This window comes from Haloarchaeobius sp. FL176 (assembly GCF_024609245.1).
Taxonomy (GTDB): Archaea; Halobacteriota; Halobacteria; order Halobacteriales; family Natrialbaceae; genus Haloarchaeobius.
In genome coordinates, this window is record NZ_JANJYH010000002.1 from 268,162 (window position 1) to 286,868 (window position 18,707).

General features: G+C 64.6%; 20 protein-coding genes and 1 pseudogene. 14 read left to right on the top strand and 7 right to left on the bottom strand.

Annotated elements, in window-relative coordinates:
* Positions 1–60: 60 nt before the first annotated feature.
* Complete coding sequence (locus NO978_RS04525) at positions 61–528, bottom strand: pyridoxamine 5'-phosphate oxidase family protein (RefSeq protein WP_257298335.1); 468 nt, start codon at positions 526–528, stop codon at positions 61–63.
* Between the two features lie 87 nt (positions 529–615).
* Positions 616–1,173 (bottom strand): ABC transporter permease, encoded by a 558-nt coding sequence (locus NO978_RS04530; protein ID WP_257298336.1) that lies wholly within the window; start codon positions 1,171–1,173, stop codon positions 616–618.
* Positions 1,174–1,197: 24 nt separating this feature from the next.
* On the opposite strand from NO978_RS04530, the gene NO978_RS04535 reads away from it, so the two are divergent.
* The 4 genes from NO978_RS04535 (at position 1,198) to NO978_RS04550 (ending at position 3,709) form a co-directional block, all read left to right on the top strand.
* On the top strand, positions 1,198–1,695 hold the full coding sequence (locus tag NO978_RS04535) for a hypothetical protein (RefSeq protein ID WP_257298337.1): 498 nt from the start codon (positions 1,198–1,200) through the stop codon (positions 1,693–1,695).
* Complete coding sequence (locus NO978_RS04540) at positions 1,695–2,687, top strand: tyrosine-type recombinase/integrase (RefSeq protein ID WP_257298338.1); 993 nt, start codon at positions 1,695–1,697, stop codon at positions 2,685–2,687. Before NO978_RS04535 ends, NO978_RS04540 begins: the two co-directional genes overlap by 1 nt.
* A 147-nt stretch (positions 2,688–2,834) precedes the next feature.
* Positions 2,835–3,104: a hypothetical protein gene (locus NO978_RS04545; protein ID WP_257298340.1), complete on the top strand. Its 270-nt coding sequence runs from the start codon at positions 2,835–2,837 to the stop codon at positions 3,102–3,104.
* A gap of 284 nt (positions 3,105–3,388) precedes the next feature.
* Positions 3,389–3,709, top strand: a complete 321-nt coding sequence (locus tag NO978_RS04550) for a hypothetical protein (protein WP_257298341.1) — start codon at positions 3,389–3,391, stop codon at positions 3,707–3,709.
* A 728-nt stretch (positions 3,710–4,437) separates the two neighbouring features.
* Here NO978_RS04550 and NO978_RS04555 read toward each other — a convergent pair.
* Positions 4,438–4,713 (bottom strand): annotated as a pseudogene (locus tag NO978_RS04555) (ABC transporter permease); the annotation flags it as partial.
* Positions 4,710–5,636, bottom strand: a complete 927-nt coding sequence (locus NO978_RS04560) for an ABC transporter ATP-binding protein (RefSeq protein ID WP_257298342.1) — start codon at positions 5,634–5,636, stop codon at positions 4,710–4,712. The pseudogene NO978_RS04555 and the gene NO978_RS04560, both read right to left, overlap by 4 nt.
* Here NO978_RS04560 and NO978_RS04565 point away from each other — a divergent pair.
* The 3 genes from NO978_RS04565 (at position 5,623) to NO978_RS04575 (ending at position 6,487) form a co-directional block, all read left to right on the top strand.
* A complete protein-coding gene (locus NO978_RS04565) occupies positions 5,623–5,784 on the top strand; it encodes a hypothetical protein (protein WP_257298343.1) in 162 nt (53 codons plus the stop codon). The genes NO978_RS04560 and NO978_RS04565 overlap by 14 nt on opposite strands.
* 36 nt (positions 5,785–5,820) lie before the next feature.
* Positions 5,821–6,093, top strand: coding sequence for a hypothetical protein (locus NO978_RS04570; RefSeq protein WP_257298344.1), 273 nt, complete (start codon positions 5,821–5,823; stop codon positions 6,091–6,093).
* 64 nt (positions 6,094–6,157) lie between these two features.
* Positions 6,158–6,487, top strand: coding sequence for a hypothetical protein (locus NO978_RS04575; RefSeq protein ID WP_257298345.1), 330 nt, complete (start codon positions 6,158–6,160; stop codon positions 6,485–6,487).
* Here NO978_RS04575 and NO978_RS04580 read toward each other — a convergent pair whose 3' ends face one another.
* Entirely contained in the window at positions 6,488–7,279 is a 792-nt protein-coding gene (locus NO978_RS04580) for a succinylglutamate desuccinylase/aspartoacylase family protein (protein ID WP_257298346.1), read from the bottom strand.
* 162 nt (positions 7,280–7,441) lie between these two features.
* On the opposite strand from NO978_RS04580, the gene NO978_RS04585 reads away from it, so the two are divergent.
* The 5 genes from NO978_RS04585 to NO978_RS04605 are packed head-to-tail and all read left to right on the top strand — an operon-like array spanning position 7,442 to position 13,504.
* Positions 7,442–9,079, top strand: coding sequence for an ABC transporter substrate-binding protein (locus tag NO978_RS04585; protein ID WP_257298347.1), 1,638 nt, complete (start codon positions 7,442–7,444; stop codon positions 9,077–9,079).
* 6 nt (positions 9,080–9,085) lie between these two features.
* Positions 9,086–10,135: an ABC transporter permease gene (locus NO978_RS04590; protein WP_257298348.1), complete on the top strand. Its 1,050-nt coding sequence runs from the start codon at positions 9,086–9,088 to the stop codon at positions 10,133–10,135.
* The gene (locus NO978_RS04595) at positions 10,135–11,202 is read left to right on the top strand and encodes an ABC transporter permease (RefSeq protein WP_257298349.1); all 1,068 of its coding nucleotides are present in this window, start codon (positions 10,135–10,137) and stop codon (positions 11,200–11,202) included. Before NO978_RS04590 ends, NO978_RS04595 begins: the two co-directional genes overlap by 1 nt.
* Positions 11,199–12,395: an ABC transporter ATP-binding protein gene (locus NO978_RS04600; protein ID WP_257298350.1), complete on the top strand. Its 1,197-nt coding sequence runs from the start codon at positions 11,199–11,201 to the stop codon at positions 12,393–12,395. The genes NO978_RS04595 and NO978_RS04600 overlap by 4 nt, the downstream gene beginning before the upstream one ends.
* On the top strand, positions 12,392–13,504 hold the full coding sequence (locus NO978_RS04605; protein ID WP_257298351.1) for an ABC transporter ATP-binding protein: 1,113 nt from the start codon (positions 12,392–12,394) through the stop codon (positions 13,502–13,504). Before NO978_RS04600 ends, NO978_RS04605 begins: the two co-directional genes overlap by 4 nt.
* A gap of 12 nt (positions 13,505–13,516) precedes the next feature.
* Here the strand turns inward: NO978_RS04605 and NO978_RS04610 are convergent, their stop codons facing one another.
* Positions 13,517–14,281 (bottom strand): hypothetical protein, encoded by a 765-nt coding sequence (locus NO978_RS04610; protein ID WP_257298352.1) that lies wholly within the window; start codon positions 14,279–14,281, stop codon positions 13,517–13,519.
* Between the two features lie 311 nt (positions 14,282–14,592).
* On the opposite strand from NO978_RS04610, the gene NO978_RS04615 reads away from it, so the two are divergent.
* Positions 14,593–16,278, top strand: coding sequence for a CTP synthase (locus NO978_RS04615; RefSeq protein ID WP_257298353.1), 1,686 nt, complete (start codon positions 14,593–14,595; stop codon positions 16,276–16,278).
* Positions 16,278–17,195, top strand: coding sequence for a glutamine-hydrolyzing GMP synthase (gene guaA / locus NO978_RS04620; RefSeq protein ID WP_257298354.1), 918 nt, complete (start codon positions 16,278–16,280; stop codon positions 17,193–17,195). Before NO978_RS04615 ends, guaA begins: the two co-directional genes overlap by 1 nt.
* Positions 17,196–17,261: 66 nt before the next feature.
* Here guaA and NO978_RS04625 read toward each other — a convergent pair whose 3' ends face one another.
* A complete protein-coding gene (locus NO978_RS04625) occupies positions 17,262–18,677 on the bottom strand; it encodes an alpha/beta fold hydrolase (protein ID WP_257298355.1) in 1,416 nt (471 codons plus the stop codon).
* Positions 18,678–18,707 lie beyond the last annotated feature (30 nt).

Genomic DNA, 18,707 nt, shown 5'->3' on the forward strand with positions numbered 1-18,707 from the left:
ACCCGACGCTTCGGCGGCGTGCCTGAAAGGTGCTCCCCCGAGTCGTCCGCGCCGGTCCGGCTACCCGTCGAACCCCGGCGGGAGGCCGGTCTGCTTGATCGCCGACCAGTCCGCGACGACGAACCGGTAGAGCTCGACGTCGACGCCGTCGGTCGACTCCTCGAACAGGGTCGGCCGCCAGGCGTTCGCCAGTGCGTCGCGCGCCGCGTCCACCTCGTCCTCCGGCACCGGCTCGATTCGCCCGGTCAGTCGAGCGCTCTGCCACGTGAACGCGGTGTCGGCCTGGTAGACGAGGAACGTCGCTGCCTCGGCTTGCTCGGCGCGCGCCTGCTTCTCGCTGTCCCCCTGGAGGACGAAGGTGAAGTAGAGCGTCGACTCGCCGTCGAACCCGAACGACAGCGGCAGGAGGACGGGTGCGTCTGCCGTCGGTAGACCGAGGATGCCGACGTTCTGGGTGGTGAGGAACGCGCGAACCGCCTCGTCGTCCATCCGTTCGACGCCGTACTGCGCGAGCGTTTCGAGAGTCATGTGTGAACGTACGTGTAGGGATGGTTCAAAGGCGTCTGCGAATCCTGCGTGGTGAGAATCGGCCGACTGCCCGCGTTCGAGGAGGGTTCACTCGGTCAGTCCGTAGCCTCTCGCGACGAGCGCCACGTCGACCGCGAAGACGACCCCGGTCGCGACGAGCAGGATACCCAGCGAGAGCGCGGGGTCGCGTTCGGCGTAGCCGAGGAAGCCGTAGCGCACTGCGTCGACCATGTGGACCATCGGGTTCGCGAGCGAGACGGTGTACCAGATCCCGTCGAGCGCCGAGAGCGGGTAGAAGACGCCGCCGAAGAACACCAGCGGGCGGATGAGGAACTGGTTGAGCACGGTGAGGTAGTCGAAGTCCCGCGCCCAGAGTCCGCCGACGATGCCGAAGCAGGCGAACAGCGCGGAGACGGCGACGAGCGAGACGGCGAGATAGACGGGGTGGGCGACGCTCACGATGTCGTAGTTCGGATGCACCAGCGTGAACACGACACCGATGACCGAGATGATGACGCCGACGAGCACGCCACGGAGCGCGCTGGCGGCGACGTAGGCGAAGGAGAGCTGGCGGTACGACAGCGGCGACGTGAGCACCTCGTGGATGTACTCGTTCCGCTGCTGTATTACACAAGTTTTATTCAATAGCCGTGTGTCTGTCGAGTCGTAATGGCAGACAGAAAGCGCGTCAACCTCACAGTCTCGCCGGCACAGAAAGAGAGATGGGACGATGCCGTGGCCGAATCTCCGGAGTATTCCAGCCTCTCTGATTTAATCCGTACTTCTGTCGCACACGAACTCGCCGACGAAGCTGGAGAAGATACCGGAGAGGTTAGCCCACGCACCGCAGAGGCTAACACAGAAGCATTAGAGAAGGTTACAGACAGTCTCGCGCGAATGGAATCGACCCTCAGCAGTTTGGACGAACGTATCGGGAGCCTGGAGCAGGAGGTCAATGCGTCGGAAAAGACCAACCTGAAAAACGAGATATTCAAAGTACTCCCCCCTTCAGGGAATATCGGCGATGTTGAGGTTGCACAACGGATTAATCGGGATGAAAAAGAGGTTATCAATACACTCTCTCGATTAGCCGACCAGACGGGGATGGTCGAACGGGTTGGAAAGCCGGAACATGATGGTCCGACGTACTACAAGAGGCTTGACTAATGGATTTTGAGACCGCACTCTCGAAATACCGGCATGAACGCAGCATGACTTCGGCAGACTCAACGGTTGATAGGTACGTCCGCCACGTCGATAATTGGCAGACGTGGCTTACAGACAACCGTGGTAAGCAGGTATGGGATGCCGAGTATGGTGATTTGTTACTCTTTGTTCGAGAACTAACCCATGAAGGGATGGCCCCAACCACAATTAGCCAGAGAGTTTCTGCTATTTCGAAATTCTATCAAGATATGGAGAAACTCGACAAAATACACACTGATATGCCGAATATTCCTGAAAACCCATACGATAGTTTCGACAAAGAAGATAAAAAGTTACTCCGGGGAGATACAAAGAAACAAACCGGCCTCTCAGAGACAACAGACGACAAATTTCCATACCTCAAACCCGACGAAGTGTCAAAGTTAGTTGATAATGTGCCTTCCCCACGTATTCGAAACGAGCTAATTATAAGATTACTATTTAATTGTGGTTTTCGACGTGGGGAATTAGCTGCTTGTAAGGTGAAGCACATAGATAAGGAGGATAAATCAATCTTTATTCCACCACGGAAGTCTGACAAGAGTCGTATCGTATCTTATAACGAGGACTATATCGGATTCCAACTATCACAATGGTTAGATTACGGTGGCAGAGAGAGTATGACCTACGCCGACGAATCGGAATACCTGTTTCCAACCAACAACAGTATCCATATTTCTGGCGATTACATCAATCAAATGGTCAAAAAGACAGCAGAAAAAGCCGACCTACAAGAAACTCTCAACGAATATGCGGATGGTCGGGAGATACACAAAGTAACAGCCCACACATTACGACATTCGTTTGCCATGCAGTCTATAAAATCTGATATTCACGTTAAAACTCTACAAACCCTCTTAGGCCATGATGAACTTGACACTACTCTCATCTACCTCCAACAGTCAAAAGACGAAGCGAAAGAAGAATCACGTCTTTTCAACCCCGAAGCGTAGAGTCAACCCCCACACTTAGCGCACCGAGATACCCCTTCCACGCGCTTCTTGCGACGGGCGGCATTACGCACCGCAAGTGCCGCCAAAGAGTTAATGTCGATACTTTAAGACCTTAGAACTAAGTAGAAGCTCGCTAAAAGATTCTCTGTGTCTGAAAGCACAATCGGAATACCCGACGCCGTCGCCACAGAATCACTCTCCTACGCAGGAACTGATATGACCCTTCGAGAGATAGCCACCGACCTACAGGAAGCGCACAGGGAACTTGACGAATATCATAGCGGTTCGTTGGTCTTGGCACAGAACCTGAAGGAACTACGGATGAAAGCCGAACGGGACGGAAACCTACAACTCGCTAATACCACCAAAGAATTAGAAGAATCAGCTATGGCCGTGGTAGAACGTAGCAGAAAATAGCAACCGTCTCAGAATCTCCACAGACAACATGGGGTACGTCACAAGAAATTCGATTTTGAGAGGATGGTTGGGACATAGAAGCAAAACAAATCTTCACAGACATACGTCGTATGAGCTCACGGCCTTAGAGTTGAAACCAAAGTGGAGTCTCGGCGTATCAACCCATCGACCTTCCCCGCCCGCCTCCACGTTCCTGCTCGCTACGCTGCGCGGGCTTTCGCCAATCAACGAACTAACACCTCAACGCCAAAATTTATTTACACTAACAATGAGTACCGTCGCCCATGCCCGAGATGGGTAAACTCTACGAGGCTGCTGTCGATGAATTCAGTAACTCCGGAAACCCGATTGTATACCCCGGAATGGGCGGAAAACGCACGGTCATAATTGCTCCCAGTAACCGCGATATAGAAGTCGGAGACAGAGTTACATTCACCATCGAAGAGGAAAATAAGGACCACTACAAAGCAAACCTCAATGGACACCGCCGGGTTAGAGCAGGCTACAGCACCCCACCAAATATACCGATTCACCACGACGGGCAATCTGTAGGTTCTACCAGAAGCGAATCTGACGCATCGAAAGCAGTAAAAGACCGCAAATAAGCACTAATCCAAAATCTGACTGGCGACCACCGCACCGACGGGTCGCCCGGCCGATGTTTTTCTCTCTCCCTTTCCTTCCCCCTGTAGTCCCCTTTCCTTCCCTCTCGTCTCAAAGACGCGCGCTGTCAAACTCTACTCTCCTATCCTATCCCCTGTAGTCCCCTTTCCTTTCCCTCTCTCTTTTCACCTCCCCCGCCCGCCTCCACGTTCCGGGCCTTCCCGCACCGCGCGGCCGGGCTTTCGCCACCGCACCGCAAATACCAACCCTACGGTGAACACAGCACCGCAATGGTTCACACAGCACTAACTGTGACGGTTCACCGCATAGAGGGGATTCACCGACTGTAGGTTTACACACTCCCTCTATGCGTTAAAACGTTTAGAACTATCTTAAGGGGCTCTAAAGACATTTCCATACTCCCTGTTCCACTACTCCCCAACAGTCTGAAAATCGGAGGATTGGGCGACAACCTCGTTTCCTCTCAGGGCGTTGTGAGGTGCCCCACAATCGATTTCTGTGTCGGGATGATGCCTGCCCCTCGGAAAGAAAATAAACGCCTTACAGACAATCCTAACGACACTCATGTCCACTGTAGGGCAAATCTAAGCTCCACACTGAAAATCTCACGCACCGACTTACTTATCCTGTGCGTATGTGGAGTGTGTTAATGTTCCAACCGGCCCCGTCGTCACTACCTTTTACTCAATTCTTATTCACTCTATCACAGTATGTACTCGTTCCACCGCCCGTGGAAGATGGAGAACGAGGCGTTCTCGAACCCGTTCGACACCGCGCCGAGGACGACGAGGCCGGGCAGGACGAACTTGATGTACGGGATGCCGTCGCCGTAGCTGCCGATGCGGCTGCCGAGGATGACCCCGAACACCGCGAAGTAGAGCACGTTGTTGATGAAGGGTGGGAGGAACGTGTTCCGGGGGCGGCGCACGTACCGCAGTATCTCGCGTTTGAGTAGCGCGCGGGTGCCGACGGCGAGTCCCCTCATCGGTCGTCACCCGTCAGCTCGACGAATATCTCCTCCAGACTGGTGCGCGAGATGTCGAGGTCGACCACCACGTGGCCCATCGCCTCCAGCTCGTTCAGCAGGTCCGGTGTGACCGCGCCGCCGTTGCTCGCGCGGACGACCAGCCGGTCGCCGTCGAGTTCCACGGACTCGACACGCTCGAGCGTGTTCCCGAGGGGCGGCGTCTCAGCCGGTGCGTCCCGGAGCGTGACGGTCACGGTGTCGGTCCCGCGGTTCATCAGGTCGTCCGGTGTCGCCACCTCGACCTTCCGGCCGTCGTCCATGACGGCGACGCGGTCACAGAGGCGCTCTGCCTCCTCGATGTAGTGCGTGGTGAGCAGGATGGTCGTGCCGTTCTCGTTCAGGTCGCGGACGACCTCCCAGAGGTCGTGGCGGAGCTGGACGTCCACCCCCGCGGTCGGCTCGTCGAGGATGAGCAGCTCCGGTTCGGTGACGAGCGCCCGGGCGAGCAGCAGCCGGCGCTTCATCCCGCCGGAGAGCCAGTCGAAGCGCTCCTCGCGCTTGTCGTAGATGCCGACACGCTTGAGCGCCTCGTGGGCTCGGTCCAGCGCCTCGTCCTCGGGGATGCCGTGGTAGCCCGCCTTGTGGACGAGCACCTCCTCGATGGGGAAGAAGCGGTCGACGTTGAACTCCTGTGGCGCGAGCCCGATGGCGTCGCGGGCCTCGCGGTACTCGTCGACGACGTCGTGTCCGAACACCTCGGCGTGGCCGCCCGACTTGCGGACCAGCCCGACGAGGACGTTGATGAACGTCGTCTTGCCCGCGCCGTTGGGGCCGAGCAGCCCGAAGAACTCGCCCGCCTCGACGCGGAGGGAGAGGCCGTCGAGCGCCCGGACCTCGCCGTAGGATTTCCTGAGGTCTTCGACCTCGATGGCGGCAGTCATCGGCGCAGGGTCGGCGGCGTTCGCTGGTAAGGCTGTTGGATGCGGCCGGGCGGGCTGGCTGGCGGTAGCCGGGCTGGGGTGGAGCGTCCCCATACTGTCGGCCGTGGCGCTGGGGCAAGTCCTCGTCGGCGACGACCGGGCGGAGTGACAACACATTTGCCGCCCCGTCGAGAAACCACGCTCGATGAGTACGTCGACGGCCCGCCGCTGGCTGCCGGAACTCGGGATGTCGCTCGCCCTCGTCGGGGGCATCGTCGCGTTCTACGCCCTCTTCGTACCGGGGATGGGCTGTCGTGACCACGCGCTCTCGACGTGGGGCGTCTCGGTCACACTCGACGGCGCGATGCTGCAGGTCGCCGACTGCGGGAGCTACGCGGTCACGGTCGACCTCAGACTCGCGGTCGGCGGCCTCGCCTGCCTGCTTCTGGGCTGGGCCGTGACCCGGTACAGTTCCTGAACGTGTCGGCCCACCGACGCGCCGGAACGCAACGATTAGGAGCGCCGGCTTCGAAATAAAGCGCATGACAGACGATATCGACGACGCGGTCGACGAGCTGGCGGACGTCCAGGCGGGGTCGGACCTCGATTCGGTCCCCATCGTCGACGTGACGGAGACGAACGTGACGGTGGCGGTGACTCTCGGCCTGCCCTCGGGCAACGAGTTCGTCGACGAGTTCACGAAGCCGCCCGTGTGGGGCGCGAACTGCGAACTCCAGTCGTTCCTCGACGCCATGGGCGTGGCGCCGAACGAGCTGGACGAACTGGTGGGCGAGACGGTGCCCGCGGAGCGCGAGGTCGGGACCAGCGGGCTCGAGTTCAGTATCGACCGAGAGAAGGCGTTCGAGCAGTAGTCACTCGTCGTCGTCGTCGACGGCGGAGAGCGGGCCACGGAGCTGTGCCGCGAAACCGACGCTCTCGTCGTAGCCGTCGGTCGACATCAGCACCGGGTAGAACGGCTCGTCGGCGATGAATTCCTCCTCGCCGCGCCGGGCGAACGCCTCGCCGGCGGGCACCACGACGAAGTTCTCGCCGAGGAAATCGTAGCCCGCGCCGTCGACGCGCTCCGTCACTTCGAAGACGGTCGGGTCGCCGACCGCGGCCTCGTCTGCGACCACGCCGTAGGCCGCGAGCACGTTCCTGACGATCCGTTCGGCGTTGTCGACGGCGGCCTCGGTGCCCTTCCTGCCGCACTCCACGGCGACGCCCTCGACGTGGTTCGTCAGGCCGCCGGGCTCGGTGCGGATGTCGACGGCGCGGTCGAGTCCCGTACGTTCGAGGAGCTGTCGCGACCGGGGGGTGAGCCGCTGGTAGAGGGCGAACGGCTCCTCGGTCGAGACCGTCGAGTGGAGGTCGAGCACGACACGGTCACCGACAGCGTCGAGGAGGTCGCTCGCGAGCCCTGCTTCGTGCGACGACGCCTCGTGGTCGCCGGGGTACGCGCGGTTGAGGTCCTCGTCGACGAACCGCCGTTCCAGCTCGGCGGCGTGCTCGTTCGCCACGACGAACGTGACCGCACCCGTGAGCTGGAGGTCGTCGTCCGCCAGCAGCCGCTCCATGGCGCGCTCGCCACAGGATTCGTCGCCGTGCTGCCCGACGACGACGACGAGTGCCGGCTCGCCGTCCCCGAGCGTGTGGACCCGCATTGGTGAGACACTCAGCCAACGTCTGTATTTAAGTGCTTCTATCGAACCAGCGTCGAGCGACGACGACTCCCCCTACGCTCGGGTACGGTCCGGCTATCGTTCGCTCTCGAGATAACTGTTGGCAAGGGTGGTTTTATAAGTCGTTGTTTGGTAGTAAGATGCATGCCTCAGACTGGTACCAATCGACGCGGCTTTCTGAAGTACGCCGGTGGCGCAGCGGTCACGGCATCTCTCGCTGGCTGCCTCGGCGGTGGGGACGACGGTGACGGGACCGACACCCCGGCAGACACCGAGATGGACGGGACCGAAGATGGCGGTGACGGGACCGACACCGACGACGGCGACATGGAGCTGCCGGACTTCCCGGTGACCGTCACGCAGGGCAACATGCCCACCGGCCTCGACCCGCACGACCACCGCGAGACGCCGACCGACGTGGTGATGCTCCACGCGTACGAGGGCCTCATCACTCGTGACGCGGCCGGCGCGGCACAGCCCGCGCTGGCGACGGACTGGTCGCGCATCGAGGGCGAGCAAGCGGTGGAATTCCAGGTTCGCGAGGAGGTGACGTTCCACAACGGCGACACGTTCGTGGCCGGCGACGCTGCGTACAGTATCAACCGCATCGTCGACGAGGAGGTTGGCTTCGCCAGCCCGCAGAGCGACCAACTCGCGGGCGTGTCCGGCGCGAGCGCGCCCGACGACACGACGGTCCGTGTCACCCTCGACGGGCTGAACCCCATCGTGTTCTCCGAGTTCGCGACGTACTGCGACATCATGCAGCAGTCCTGGGTCGAGGACCGCTCGAAGTCCGAGATCGGTCAGGCGATGAACGGTACCGGGCCGTTCAAGCTCGACAGCTACACGCAGGACGAGTCGGTTGTCCTCACGCGCTACGAGGAGTACTGGGACGACCCGGCCGAGGTGTCCGAGCTCACGTTCACCTCGGCGGCCGAGTCGAGCACGCGCGTCAACCAGCTGCTCCAGAACGAGACGGACATCATCGTCAACGTCCCGCCCCAGGAGGTCAACCGCATCAACAACAGCGACGCCGGGAGCGTCGCCGCAGCACCGAGTACGCGCATCATCTACAACGCGATGCGCTACGACGTCGAGCCGTTCTCCTCCAAGCAGTTCCGGCAGGCGATGAACTACGCCATCGACCTGGAGAGCATCGTCTCGAACGTGCTCGGCGGCTTCGGTGCCCAGACGGGCCAGCCGACCCTGCCCGAGTTCGTCGGGCACAACGACGATATCGGCCCGTACTCGTACGACCCCGACGAGGCCGAGCGGCTCGTCGACGAGTCCGGTCACGCCGGCGTCGAGATCGAACTCAACACGCCCGTCGGGCGGTACCTCAAGGACCTCGAGATCGCCCAGGCGGTCGCGGGCTACATCGACGAACTGCCGAACGTCACCGCGACGGTGAACCAGCGCGACTTCGGCTCGCTCGTCGACGAGCTCCTGACTGGCAACATCGAGGACAAGCCGCCGTGGTACCTCATCGGCTGGGGTGAGGCGACGTTCGAAGGTGCGCTGGTCATGACCGCGCTGCTCTCGAGCAACGGCGCGCTCACGTCCTGGAGCAACGAGGAGTTCGACTCCCACCTGGAGACGGCCGGCAACACCACGGGCGACGAGCGCCTCACCGCACTGGAGCAGGCCAACGCACTCGCCCACGACGAGGCACCGTGGATCTTCCTCAACCAACAGTACAGCGTCTACGGCGTCAGTGGCCGCGTCTCGTGGGAGCCTCGCTCCGACGAGCGTATCGACGCGTACGCGATGAGCCAGGCGTAAGCTCGTATGTCCCTCGCCCGGTTTTTGATAAAGCGACTACTGCAGGGCGTGTTCGTGGTCTGGGGAGTGATTACTATCGTGTTCGGCCTGCGCGTCATCGCCCCCGGTGACCCGGCGAACGTGTTGTTGCCTCCCGACGTCAACCCGGAAGTCAGACAGCAGGTCGTCGCCGACCTCGGGCTCAACGAGCCACTGTACGTCCAGTACTGGGATTTCGTCACCGGTATCGCCGCCGGCGTCCCCGAGGGGTTGTACAACATCGTGATGGGACAGCCCGTCGGCGGCCTCGGCCTCGGCACGTCACTGACTACGGGCACGTCCGTCGCATCCCGAGTGGGCCGCAGCCTGCCGGCGACGCTCGAACTCGCCATCATGGCGACGGTCGTCGCCATCATCATCGCCATCCCGCTCGGCGTCGTCAGCGCGACGAACCGCCACAGTGGTCCGGACTACGGGGCCACGTTGTTCTCGCTGGCGGGCATCTCGACGCCGAACTTCTGGCTCGGCGTGATGCTCATCATCGTCCTGTCGGTGCAGTTCAACCTGTTCCCGACGAGCCAGCGCGCAATCGGTGTCCCGGGCATCTTCGACCTGCTGCTGGCGGGACAGCTCGAGGCCGCTGGCGACGGCTTCCTGACCTGGCTGTGGTACATCACACTCCCAGCGATCACGCTCGGGACGTACTTCACGGCGCTCATCACGCGACTGACGCGGAGTGGGATGCTCGACGAGCTCGGCAAGACGTACGTCCGGGCCTCGCGGGCGAAGGGGCTGCCGGAGTCGCTCGTGCGCTACAAGCACGTGCTCCGGAACACGCTCATCCCCATCATCACGGTCGTCGGGCTCCAGCTCGGGACGCTCGTCGGTGGTGCGGTCATCACCGAGTTCGTCTTCGACTGGCCCGGGCTGGGACAGGTGCTCATCAACAGCATCAACTCCCGTGACTGGCCGATGGTGCAGGGTTCGCTCATCGTCATCTCCGTCGGCTTCGTCGTCGTGAACATCGTCGTCGACACGCTGTACACGCTCGTGAACCCGCGGGTGGGATTCGACTGATGATATCGCCACGTACACTCCGCAGTCTGAAGCGCGGACTGAACCGGAACGCCCTCGCCAAGGTCGGCATCGCCATCGTCGTCGTCGTGCTGCTGGCGGCGATCTTCGCGCCGTTCGTCGCACCGGACAGGCCGGGCACGCAGAACCTGAACGAGTCACGCCAGCCGCCGATCGGCTTCGAGAAGGCGTCGACGCAGGAGGTCCCGGTGCAGGAGAACGGTAGCGTCGTCTTCGAGGACGGTCAGATCGTCACCGAGAACCGGACCGTCTACGAGAACGCGACGTGGGACCACCCGCTGGGAACCGACGGGACCGGCCGTGACATCCTCTCCCGGCTGATATACGGAGCACGGGTGTCCCTGCTCGTCGGCTTCCTCGGGACGGGGCTCGCGATGTTCGTTGGCGTCACCGTCGGTCTCGTCGCGGGCTACTACCGCGGGAAGGTCGACGACATGCTGATGCGTAGCGCCGACGTCATGCTCGCGTTCCCTTCCATCGTGCTCGCCATCGCGCTCATCGGCGTGCTCGACGACGCGCTCGAACAGTCCATCCCGGACCCGTTCGTCGTGACGGGGGTGGCACCGGCGTTCCGCTCCGCCCTCGGGCTCCCGACGGGGATGCCCGAGAGCACGGTGTTGCCGGGAACAATCATCGTGGTCGTCGCGCTCGTCAACTGGGTGTGGTTCGCTCGCGTCGCCCGTGGCGAGGCGCTCAGCCTCCGCGAGGAGTCGTACGTGAAGGCGGCACGCGCCCTCGGTGCGAACGACGCGACCATCATGTTCCGGCACGTGCTCCCGAACGCTATCACGCCCATCCTCGTGCTCGGGACCATCCAGATCGCGGCGATCATCCTGCTGGAGAGTTCGCTGTCGTTCCTCGGGTTCTCCTCGGCGAACATCTCCTGGGGCTTCGACATCGCGCTCGGCAGGAAGTACCAGTCCACTGCGTGGTGGATATCCGCCATGCCGGGACTGGCCATCGTCATCACCGTCATCGGGTTGAACCTCGTCGGTGACTGGCTCAGGGACGCCCTCGACCCCGGTATCGAGGGGGAGGGTGGCGTATGAGCCACACTGGCCACCGTGACGACCTGCTCCGCGTCGAGGACCTGACGACCCGGTTCTACACCGAGGAGGGCCAGGTCAACGCCGTCGAGTCGGTGTCGTTCGACGTGCGCGACAACGAGATACTCGGCATCGTCGGCGAGTCGGGGTCGGGCAAGTCGGTGACCGCGCTGTCGGCCATCGACCTCGTCGACTCGCCCGGGGAGGTGACCGGCGGCGAGGTGTGGCTCCGCGATGCCGAACTCGCCGAGGAGTTCCGCGGGGAGAGCCCGGACGCGGTCGACGGGGACTTCGTCGACCTCCGGCAGCTCCCGAAGGGCGTCCGCCGCTCGCTCCGCGGGCCGAAGTTCAGCATGATCTTCCAGGACCCGATGAGCAGCTTCAACCCGTCGCTGACCGTCGGCGAGCAGATCGCCGAGGCCGTCGAGGTCCAGCGCCGCGCGTCGGCGAACCCGCGCAGCACCCGCTCGCGGACGCAGGGCTACGGGCTCGGGAAGCTCCTCTTCGACAGTGTCGTCCCCGGACGAGAGTACACCAGCGACGAGAGTCGCGAGCGCGCCGTCGAGCTGCTGGACCAGGTCGGTATCCCCGACCCGGTCGAGCGCGCCGAGGAGTACCCTCACCAGTTCTCCGGTGGGATGCTCCAGCGAGCGATGGTCGCCCAGGCGCTCGCCGGCGAGCCCGACGTGCTGTTCGCCGACGAGCCGACGACCGCGCTCGACGTGACCATCCAGGCACAGATCCTCGACCTGCTCCGGGACATCCAGCAGGACCGCGGGATGAGCGTCGTGCTCATCACGCACGACCTCGGGGTCATCGCGCGGATGTGCGACCGCGTCGGCGTGATGTACGCCGGCGAGATCGTCGAGCGCGGGTCGCTCGAGGCGGTGTTCGACGAGCCGACCCACCCCTACACGCAGGGGCTGCTCGGCTCCATCCCGGACGTCGACGACCCGGCACCGCGGCTCGAACCCATCGAGGGGAACGTGCCGAACCTGATCGACAGCGAGATGCCCGACCGGTGTTACTTCGCCGACCGGTGTCCGAAGGCCATGGAGTCCTGTCTGGAGCACCCCGAGGAACGGGCAGTCGAGGGGGAGCAGGGACACACGGCCCGGTGCGTGCTCGCCGACGGCGAGTACGACCCCGAACGAGCGCTCGACGAGTCACACTTCGAGGGAGGTGATGGAGAATGAGCTTCGACGGAGAGACGGACGACGAGGAGTACGACGGATCGCTCGTCGAGGTCGAGGACCTCGAGAAGTACTACTACGAGAACGACACGCTGTTCGACCGCGTGCTCGGCAGGGACCCGACGGCGGTCCGTGCGGTCGACGGCGTCTCCTTCGAGGTGCAGGAGGGAGAGACACTCGGACTCGTCGGTGAGTCGGGCTGTGGCAAGTCGACGACCAGCGAGACGCTGCTCGGCCTGCGCGAGGCGACCGGCGGCTCGGTCCGCTTCAAGGGTCACGACGTGTTCCGGATGACCGGGTCCGAGCGCAAGGTGTTCCGGCAGGACGCCCAGATCGTCTTCCAGGACCCGTTCTCGAGCCTGGACCCGCGGATGACCGTCGGCGAGATTGTCACCGAGGGACTACGAATCCACAGCCTGGCCGGCGGCGCGGAGCGCACCGAGCGTGCGAAGGACCTGCTCGAACGCGTGGGGCTGTCGGCGCGACACGCCGACCGGTACCCCCACGAGTTCTCCGGCGGACAGCGCCAGCGCATCGGCATCGCTCGCGCCCTCGCCCTCGATCCGGAGTTCGTCGTCCTCGACGAGCCGGTGTCGGCGCTCGACGTATCGGTGCAGGCGCAGGTGCTCAACCTGCTGGAGGACCTGCAGGAGGAGTTCGGGCTGACGTACCTGTTCGTCGCCCACGACCTGAGCGTCGTCCGGCACATCTCCGACCGCGTGGCGGTGATGTACCTCGGCAAGATCGTCGAGACCGGGCCGGTCGACCAGATATTCGAGAACCCCCAGCACCCGTACACGCAGGCGCTGCTGGACAGCGTCCCCCGTGCGTCGGTCGACGAGTACGGCCGCCGTGGCGGCACGCTGGAGGGCGACGTACCCTCGCCGCGAAACCCGCCGCCGGGATGCCGGTTCCACACGCGCTGTCCGCACGCTCGCGACGCGTGTACGAAGGAACTGCCTCCGGACTACGACACCGGTGAGCGGCACGAGGCCGCCTGCTTCCGTGTCGACGAGGACCACGAGTACTGGGAGAGCGAGCCGCTCCCGCACGCGACCGAGACCGGCGAAGGGACGTCAGTCGGTGGCGGTATCGCAGACTCCAGCGACTGAACGGCCTCTCGGTCACCGCCGTTCCGTCGTCTCCCGGTCGGCCCCGAGCGCGTCTGCGACGGTCTCGAACGCTTCTGCGACGTGCACGTACCGATTCGCCGAGTCGAACTCGAACCGCTCGGGCCTGTTCGGGCCCAGGAGTTCACCGGCGGTCGCGAGCAGCCCGTCACCGGCGGCCCACGTCAGTCGGATGGTGCGGTCCGCGTCGTCGAACGCGACCCGGTCGAGCGGGCCGAGGCCGAAGCAGGTCGCGCCGTCGACACAGAGCGACGGGGGCGCCAGCTCGTACTGGGTACCGTCCACGTCCCAGTCCGCGAGCACCGTCGCCGGGAGCAGACTTGCGGGCTCGTCGGCGACGGCACGTGAGACGGCGTCGACGACTCCCTCGGCCGCCGTGGCGTCCACCTCGAACGTCGTATGGTCCGGGACGTAGTGGAGGACCTGCCGTCCGTCCCGTGACGCGTCCAGGCGTTCGAGCGTGACGAACCGGTGGACGTCCACCAGGTCGAGAAGGGCGGCGAGGGGCTCCCGGACGCGGTCGACGGATGCACGGCGGACGCCATCGTCGACCTGCTCGGTTGCGGCCCGGAGTTCCGCGGCGAGTTCAGGGTGGTCCGACGCGAGCGCTCCGGGGTCGAGATGCAGGGTGACGGTGTCGGCGTGGTCCAGCACCGCCCGGACCGCGGTCGCCATCGCACTCGCCTCGGCGGTTGCGTCGCCACTCGTCGCGAGGACGAGGGTGTGCGTCGGGTCGAACGGACGGTCTTGCCCGGGCATGTCGGGTCAGACGAGCGGGACGCCGGTCTGCGAGGCTCGGAGGCCCGCCGTTGGGGCCACAGACCCACGTACACCAGTTGGAAGCGTGTCCCTCGCCGACCCAGATACAGTTACCGTTCTTGCCGATTCAGATGTTGCGTCCGCCACGGTAGTCCCCTTCCGGGAAGATGGCGAAGTGGCCGTGTGGCATCCGCTGCGGGTTCGCGCCCGTCGCAGCGGTCCCGGTGTGTGTTGTTTCGCCTCATCGACACGCCCTCACAACGCCGGCCGCCCTCCGAAATCGTTTTCATCCGCCCCCGCGCACCATCGGTATGCCGACCGATTCCGAAACGGGGTACGACCCCACACTCGGGAACAAATTCATCTTCGTGACGGGCGGCGTGATGTCCGGGCTGGGCAAGGGTATCACGGCCGCGAGCACAGGCAGACTACTGAAGAACGCGGGGTTCGACGTGACCGCGGTCAAGATCGACCCGTACCTCAACGTCGACGCCGGGACGATGAACCCCTACCAGCACGGGGAGGTGTACGTCCTCAAGGACGGCGGCGAGGTCGACCTCGACCTGGGGAACTACGAGCGCTTCCTCGACGAGGACATGACGTTCGACCACAACGTCACCACGGGCAAGACGTACAAGCACGTCATCGAGAAGGAGCGCGCGGGCGACTACCTCGGCAAGACCGTCCAGATCATCCCGCACGTCACCGACGACATCAAGCGCCGGGTGCGCGAGGCCGCCGAGGGCACCGACGTCTGCATCGTCGAGGTCGGTGGCACCGTCGGCGACATCGAGGGGATGCCGTACCTCGAGGCGCTGCGCCAGTTCGCCCACGAGGAGGACGAGGAGGACTTCCTCCTGACCCACGTGACGCTGGTGCCGTACTCGAAGAACGGCGAGCAGAAGACCAAGCCGACCCAGCACTCGGTCAAGGAACTGCGCAGCATCGGGCTCCAGCCCGACGTACTGGTCGGGCGCTGTGACGACCCCCTCGACGCCGAGACGAAGGAGAAGATCGCCCTGTTCTGTGACGTGCCGACCGACGCCGTGTTCTCGAACCCGGACGTCGAGGACATCTACCACGTCCCGCTGGTCGTCGAGGAGGAGGGCCTCGACAGCTACGTGATGGACCGACTCAACCTCGACGCGAAGGCGCTGCCCGAGGAGAAGCGCGAGAACACCTGGCGGGAGCTCGTCACCCGCGACCTCGAGGGCGAGGTCGACATCGCCCTCGTCGGCAAGTACGACCTCGAGGACGCGTACATGAGCGTCAACGAGTCGCTGAAACACGCCGGACTCGCGAAGGGCGTCGACGTGAACGTCGTCTGGGTCGACTCCGACGAGATGGTCAACGACGACACCGACGGCACCCACCGCGAGCGGCTGGAGTCCGCCGACGGCATCGTCGTCCCGGGCGGCTTCGGCTCCCGGGGCACCGAGGGGAAGATACACGCCATCCGGTACGCCCGCGAGCACGACGTGCCCTTCCTGGGGCTCTGTCTCGGCTTCCAGATGGCCGTCGTCGAGATCGCCCGCGACGTCCTCGGCTACGAGGACGCCCACAGCGCCGAGATGGACCCGGAGACGTCGAACCCCGTCATCGACATCCTGCCCGAGCAGTACGAGGTCTCGGACATGGGCGGGACGATGCGGCTCGGCGCACACCAGACCGACATCACCCCCGGCACGCTCGCCGAGGCGGTGTACGACGCGTCGGCCTGCACGGAGCGCCACCGGCACCGCTACGAGGTCAACCCCGAGTACTTCGAGGACTTCGCGGAGACGCCGCTCGTCTTCTCCGGTCGTGCGGGCAACCGCATGGAGATTCTGGAGTACGAGGACCACCCGTACTTCCTCGGGACGCAGTTCCACCCCGAGTTCCGTTCCCGTCCCGGCCGGGCGTCGCCGCCGTTCGTCGGGCTGCTGGAGGCCGTGATGGAGCTGGCCGGCGTCGACGGTGCAGACAACGGTGTCGACGGTGAGGAGGTGACCGCCTGATGGTGAACGTCGACGAGTTCATCGACGAGAAGGTCGACGAGATCGCCGAGGCGGTCGGCGACGCGAACGCGGTCATCGCGCTGTCGGGCGGGGTCGACTCCTCGACCGCCGCCGCACTCGCCTACGAGGCCATCGGCGACCAGCTGACGCCGGTCTACGTCGACACCGGGCTGATGCGCAAGGGCGAGACCGAGGAGATCCGCGAGACGTTCGACTACATGGACTCGCTCCGCATCGTCGACGCACGCGAGCGGTTCCTCGACGAGCTCGAGGGCGTCACGGACCCCGAGGAGAAGCGCCACGTCATCGGCGAGCAGTTCATCCGCGAGTTCGAGACGGTCGCCAGGGACGTGGACGCGGACTACCTCGTGCAGGGCACCATCTACCCGGACCGCATCGAGAGCGAGGGCACCATCAAGTCGCACCACAACGTCGGCGGGCTCCCCGAGGTCGTCGACTTCGACGGCATCGTCGAGCCGATGCGCGACCTCTACAAGGACGAGGTCCGCGAGGTCGCCCGCGCGCTCGACCTCGACGAGCTCGTCTCCGAACGGATGCCGTTCCCCGGTCCCGGGCTCGCCGTCCGCATCATCGGCGAAGTCACCGAGGAGAAGCTCGACGTGGCCCGCATGGCCAACCACGTCGTCGAGGAGGAGCTGGCGGAACACGAGCCGTGGCAGGCGCTCGCGGCCGTCCTCGGCAAGGCCACCGGCGTCAAGGGCGACAACCGCGTCCACGGCTGGGTCGTCGCCGTCCGCTCGGTCGAGTCCCGCGACGGCATGACCGCCCGCGCCCAGGAGGTCGACTGGGACACGCTCCAGCGCATCCAGTCCCGCATCACGGCCGGCCACGACAACGTCTCCCGCGTCGTCTACGACGTGACGCACAAGCCGCCCGCGACCATCGAGTACGAGTAACTCGCTCTCGGCCGTTCTACCTGTTTCTGCTGTTGGCTGTCACGACGGCCCGCCACGTGCCACCGGTCACTGCGCGGCCAGCCAGGCGTCGAGGTCGGCGACGACGTCGACGTCGACGTTGTTCGGTTCGTAGTACTTGGCGAGGCTGGACGGACCGGAGCCGGCGAACAGCAGGTGGTCGAGCGACGGGTAGCTGTGATAGGTGCCGCGGTCGCCGATGGCGGCCTTCCAGTCCTCGATGTCCGACGGCGGGACCTGGAAGTCGCGTTCGCCCTGCTGGACGATGGTCGGGATGTCGAGGTCGGCGGCGACGGCGGTCTGGTCGTACGCGCGAAGGCTGGCCCAGAAGCTCCCGTCGTAGCCGAGGACGTCCTCGTCCTCGGAGAAGTTCCCGTTCGAGATGCGCTCGACCTGGGCGGCGATGTCGTCGATACGACGCTGTTCGGCGTCGCTGATCTCGCCGTCGAGCCCGAAGATGTGGCGGTTCTGCATCGGGAGCAGCTCCCAGAGCTTGCCGGCGGGGCCGGCGAGCAGTGCCATCCCGTCGGCGTCGGCGCACCGGGCGATGCGCGGCGCGGCGAGCCCGCCCTGGCTGTGGCCGGCGACGTGGACCGCGGAGACGCGCTCCTCCTCGCGGAGGCGCTCGACGGCGGTGACGGCGTCGTCGACGGTCACGTCGTCGATGGTCACGTCGTCGGTAACGCTCACGTCGCAGGCGTAGGTGCGCTTGTCGTACCGGAGGACCGCGTAGCCCCGGGTGGCGAGGCCGTGAGCGAGGTCGCGGAAGACTTTGTTCGGGCCGATTGTCACGTCGCGGTCGTTCGGGCCGCTCCCGTGGACGAGGACGACGCCCGGCACGGGGTCGTCGCCGGTCGGCAGCGAGAGCGTCGCGCCGAGGTCGCAGGCCGGGGAGGGGAGAGTGAGTTCGGTCTCCTCGAAGGCGGACTGGTCGACGTACTCCGGGGGGCTGTACTCGCCCTGTGGCGGCTGGATGAACAGGCTGTTCGGCTCACCGCTGGCGTCGAAGCCCCAGCGGAAGTTCAGGACGCCCCCCTCGAACGTGGCTCCGACCAGGACGACGTGGGTCCCGTCGTCGTTCTCGGCGTGGGTGACGTTCGCGATGGCCCGGAACGTGCCACGGTCGCCGGTGGCCTGCTGCCAGGCGCCTTCGAGGCGCTCGGGCGTGAGTACCTCGGCGGCCTCGTCGGTGAGGGCGTCCGAGACGCGCTCGAACTCGCCGTCGGCGAGCGCGACGGTCAGCTCGCGCGCCTCGGTCCGGAGTGCGGCCGGGTCGACGGTCTCCTCCTCGCTCGTGGTCCGCTCCTCGGTCGCCGTGGGTGTCCTCGTCGCGGTGGGGGTCCCCGTCGGCGTCTGGGTTGGTGTCTCGGTCCCTGCACCGTCGTCGCTCGAACAGCCGGAGAGGGCGGTCGCCGCCGTGGCCGACAGCGCGGCCAGGAGGCGACGGCGGGTGGGCGTGTCCATGCTTCCAACTTCTCCGGAACGAACAAAAGA

Excerpts from the sequence above, each read along its gene's own strand:
- NO978_RS04525 (WP_257298335.1), bottom strand. The coding sequence starts at position 528 with ATGACTCTCGAAACGCTCGCGCAGTACGGCGTCGAACGGATGGACGAC.
- NO978_RS04535 (WP_257298337.1), top strand. The coding sequence starts at position 1,198 with ATGGCAGACAGAAAGCGCGTCAACCTCACAGTCTCGCCGGCACAGAAA.
- NO978_RS04540 (WP_257298338.1), top strand. The coding sequence starts at position 1,695 with ATGGATTTTGAGACCGCACTCTCGAAATACCGGCATGAACGCAGCATG.
- NO978_RS04550 (WP_257298341.1), top strand. The coding sequence starts at position 3,389 with ATGCCCGAGATGGGTAAACTCTACGAGGCTGCTGTCGATGAATTCAGT.
- NO978_RS04565 (WP_257298343.1), top strand. The coding sequence starts at position 5,623 with ATGGCGGCAGTCATCGGCGCAGGGTCGGCGGCGTTCGCTGGTAAGGCT.
- NO978_RS04560 (WP_257298342.1), bottom strand. The coding sequence starts at position 5,636 with ATGACTGCCGCCATCGAGGTCGAAGACCTCAGGAAATCCTACGGCGAG.
- NO978_RS04570 (WP_257298344.1), top strand. The coding sequence starts at position 5,821 with ATGAGTACGTCGACGGCCCGCCGCTGGCTGCCGGAACTCGGGATGTCG.
- NO978_RS04575 (WP_257298345.1), top strand. The coding sequence starts at position 6,158 with ATGACAGACGATATCGACGACGCGGTCGACGAGCTGGCGGACGTCCAG.
- NO978_RS04580 (WP_257298346.1), bottom strand. The coding sequence starts at position 7,279 with ATGCGGGTCCACACGCTCGGGGACGGCGAGCCGGCACTCGTCGTCGTC.
- NO978_RS04585 (WP_257298347.1), top strand. The coding sequence starts at position 7,442 with ATGCCTCAGACTGGTACCAATCGACGCGGCTTTCTGAAGTACGCCGGT.
- NO978_RS04590 (WP_257298348.1), top strand. The coding sequence starts at position 9,086 with ATGTCCCTCGCCCGGTTTTTGATAAAGCGACTACTGCAGGGCGTGTTC.
- NO978_RS04595 (WP_257298349.1), top strand. The coding sequence starts at position 10,135 with ATGATATCGCCACGTACACTCCGCAGTCTGAAGCGCGGACTGAACCGG.
- NO978_RS04600 (WP_257298350.1), top strand. The coding sequence starts at position 11,199 with ATGAGCCACACTGGCCACCGTGACGACCTGCTCCGCGTCGAGGACCTG.
- NO978_RS04605 (WP_257298351.1), top strand. The coding sequence starts at position 12,392 with ATGAGCTTCGACGGAGAGACGGACGACGAGGAGTACGACGGATCGCTC.
- NO978_RS04610 (WP_257298352.1), bottom strand. The coding sequence starts at position 14,281 with ATGCCCGGGCAAGACCGTCCGTTCGACCCGACGCACACCCTCGTCCTC.
- NO978_RS04615 (WP_257298353.1), top strand. The coding sequence starts at position 14,593 with ATGCCGACCGATTCCGAAACGGGGTACGACCCCACACTCGGGAACAAA.
- guaA (WP_257298354.1), top strand. The coding sequence starts at position 16,278 with ATGGTGAACGTCGACGAGTTCATCGACGAGAAGGTCGACGAGATCGCC.
- NO978_RS04625 (WP_257298355.1), bottom strand. The coding sequence starts at position 18,677 with ATGGACACGCCCACCCGCCGTCGCCTCCTGGCCGCGCTGTCGGCCACG.